The following is a 3,278-nucleotide window of genomic DNA, read 5'->3' on the forward strand; positions in this document are numbered from 1 at the left end:
CAGACGCAAAAAAAACGGCGAAACAAAGCCTTATTCTGGAAGCAAAACAGGACGACAATGCCTAAAGCCTATTGGATCGCCAATGTCACCGTCACCGACCCCAGCAGGTACCAGGGGTATCAGGCCGTTGCGCCCGCTGCATTTGCGGAATTCGGAGCGCGTTTTCTGGCCCGCGGCGAGGCGGAAACCCTGGAAGGCCGGGCCTGGCAGCGCCGGGTGGTCATTGAGTTCGACAGCCTGGAACAGGCGCGCGCCTGTTATGAGTCAAAGACGTATCAAGCGGCCCGGGCCGAGCGCGCAGGTGCCTGCGAGGCGGATATCGCGCTTATTGAAGGCCTGGACTAGGCTTTCGGCCGGCACCTGAAACCCAATAGCGGTTGCAGCGGGAGTCAGCTGCCGCCCCGTGTCTGGCAAATGTCCCGGGCGCGGTTGTGCAGCATTTCCAGATCTTCCGGCGGAAACGGCGTGTCGGTGTGCTCGGCCATCCACAGCGCCATCTCCAGCAGCACCGGCTCCAGCGCACGCCCCTTGTCCGTCAGCTCATAGCTGACGGCGCGGCGGTCGTTTTCGCAGACATGCCGCTCCAGTACACCTAGAGAGACCAGCCGGGTCAGACGGTTGGTCAGTGTGCCGGTGGAGATACCTTCCTCCATCCGCAGGATCTGGCTGAATTTCTTTGGCCCCTGCAGCAGATCGCGCACGATCAGCAGCGACCAGCAGTCTCCGAAAAACTCCAGCGCGCCATTCAGCAGACATTCGGAGCGGCAGATTTCTGGCGGATGATCAGTCATTTGCATGCATGTAACAGGCCGGAACCACACCCGGCAGCTTTGCAGTGATGCCATGAAACCGCGCCCAAGGCAATTGCTGCGCGGCGGCAGGCAGCCCGCCCGCATGGCCTCACCGCAATGTGATCCGGATCACAGACGCTTCGATAATTAGCTTTACTTTGAGAAGTGAAATTCATATCGCTTCAAAAAGTGAAGCGATTCCGCCGCGCGCACAAGCGGCAATCAAACAAGAGGGCGGTGCAACATGACGAGACTCCTATTGCGGTACATCGACTTTGTGCTGGCGTGGCGCTTATGGGTGCTGATCGGTATTCTGGCCGTCAGCTTTGCCGCGTCGGCCGGCATGTCGCGGCTGACGATGGCCAGCGACTACCGGGTGTTTTTCGGGGCCGATAACCCGGACCTGAAGCGCTGGGACGATTTCCAGGCAACATTCTCGAAGAACGACAACGTGTTCTTCATCCTGCAATATCCGGAGGGCGAGGCCTTTGACCGCCAGATGGCGGTTGTGATTGAGGATCTGACCGAACGGGCCTGGGCGCTGCCCAATGCGACCCGGGTGGATTCGCTCAGCAACTTCCAGCGCACCTGGGTGGATGGCGATTTCCTGGAGGTCGAGGATCTGGTGCTGGGCGCCGGGGATCTCAGTGCAGAGGACCTGCGCGAGCGTTCCGATTTTGCCGTGGGTGAGCCGGCACTTTACCGCGCGCTGCTGTCCGAGGACCTGCGCACCAATGGCATCAACGTCTCGATCGAGCTGCAGGGCGATGCCGACGCCGAGGGCCGCCGCACCGCGATTGAAGCCCATGCTATGGCCGATGAGCTGCGCAGCAAGTACCCGGATCTGAAAATCGCGCTGACCGGCTCGATGATCATGAACTACGGCTTTGTGCAATCAGGCGAGGCCGATGCCACCAGCCTGATCCCCGGCATGTACGGGCTGATGCTGGTGCTGACGCTGGTGATGCTGCGCTCGGTTTCCGGCATGATTGCCACCCTGATCACCATCATCCTGTCGACAACCGTGGCACTGGGGATTGCGGGGCTTCTGGGGATGCGGCTGGCGCCGGTCACCATCATCGCGCCCAACATCATCCTGACGCTGGCGGTTGCCGACTGTATCCACATCATCAGCTCGGTGCAGAAGCATCTGCGCGCAGGGATGGAGAAACAGGCCGCGATCAAAGAAGCGCTGCGCAAGAACTTCACCGCGGTCTTTGTCACCTCGGCCACCACCGCGGCGGGCTTCCTGGCACTGAACTATTCCGACGCGCCGCCGTTCCAGTGGCTGGGCAACATCACTGCCTTTGGCGTGCTGGCTGCCTGGATCCTGGCCATCACCTTTGTGCCGGCCTTCCTGTCCTACATGCCGCTGAAACCCGCCGCCGCGCCGCGCGAAAGCCGGATGCAGCAAGCGATGGCCGCACTGGCTGATTTCACCATCCGCCGCTCGCGCGCCATTCTGGTGGCCGGCTCCCTGGGTGCCGCCGCGCTGATCGGCCTCGCGCTGACCAACAGCCTCGACGACCGCTTCTCGCGCTACTTTGACGAAAGCCTGACCGTGCGCCAGGACATCGACTTTGCCGCCGAGAACCTGCGCGGCCAGGATATCTTTGAATACGAGATCCGCGCCGAAGGGCCGGGCGGCATCAGCGACCCGCAGTATCTGGCAACGCTGGACGCGTTTGCCCTGTGGCTGCGCGAACAGCCCGAAGTGGACCAGGTCACCGCCTTCACCGATGTGATCAAGCGGCTGAACCGGGACATGAACGGCGGCGACCAGGGCTTCTATGCGGTGCCGCAGGACGCCAAGCTGGCAGCGCAGTATCTGCTGCTCTATGAGCTGTCGCTGCCCTTTGGCCTGGACCTGAACAACCAGATCAACATCGACAAATCGGCCACCCGCCTGTCCGTGGTGATCACCGACATCAATCTGGAGGGCCAGAACGCCTTTCATGCAAGGGTCGCCGATTGGGTCGAGACGAACTCCCCCGACGGCATGATCGAGCCGCCCACCGGCATCTCGCTGATCTTTGCCTCGCTGACCCTGCGCAATATCGTCGAGATGATCACCGGCAACGTGATTGCCGTCGTCACCATCAGCCTGATGATGATGGTCACCCTGCGCAGCTTTGGCATCGGCATGATCTCGATCATCACCAACGCGGTGCCTGCGATGATCACCTTTGGCCTCTGGGCGGTGTTTGTCGGCCACATCGGCATGGCAGCAGCGGTGATTGGAGCGGCGTCGCTAGGCATCGTGGTGGATGACAGCGTCCACTTCCTGACCAAGTACCTGCGCGGTCGCCGCGAAAAGGCGCTGAACCGCGAGGATGCCATCCGCTATGCCTTTGCCGAAGTGGGCGACGCAATTGTCTTCACCTCGATCATCGTTGGCGCGGGCTTTGCGCTGATCGCCTTCTCCACCTTCCAGGTGAACGCCCAGCTGGGCCTTCTGACCGCAATCACCGTCGCCGTGGCCATGGT

General features: G+C 61.6%; 3 protein-coding genes. 2 read left to right on the forward strand and 1 reads right to left on the reverse strand.

Translation table 11 applies throughout. The annotated features are described in order from the left end of the window. Positions 1-57 precede the first annotated feature (57 nt). Entirely contained in the window at positions 58-345 is a 288-nt protein-coding gene (locus RA20_RS24435; RefSeq protein ID WP_039135588.1) for a DUF1330 domain-containing protein, read from the forward strand. A 44-nt stretch (positions 346-389) separates the two neighbouring features. Here RA20_RS24435 and RA20_RS24440 read toward each other — a convergent pair whose 3' ends face one another. Continuing rightward, on the reverse strand, positions 390-791 hold the full coding sequence (locus RA20_RS24440) for a winged helix-turn-helix transcriptional regulator (protein ID WP_193748911.1): 402 nt from the start codon (positions 789-791) through the stop codon (positions 390-392). A gap of 244 nt (positions 792-1,035) precedes the next feature. On the opposite strand from RA20_RS24440, the gene RA20_RS24445 reads away from it, so the two are divergent. Then, the coding region (locus RA20_RS24445; protein ID WP_039135592.1) for an efflux RND transporter permease subunit at positions 1,036-3,278 on the forward strand (2,243 nt) is incomplete at its 3' end.

It is taken from the genome of Leisingera sp. ANG-Vp, from assembly GCF_000813725.1.
Classification (GTDB): Bacteria; Pseudomonadota; Alphaproteobacteria; order Rhodobacterales; family Rhodobacteraceae; genus Leisingera.

Excerpts from the sequence above, each read along its gene's own strand:
- RA20_RS24435 (WP_039135588.1), top strand. The coding sequence starts at position 58 with ATGCCTAAAGCCTATTGGATCGCCAATGTCACCGTCACCGACCCCAGC.
- RA20_RS24440 (WP_193748911.1), bottom strand. The coding sequence starts at position 791 with ATGACTGATCATCCGCCAGAAATCTGCCGCTCCGAATGTCTGCTGAAT.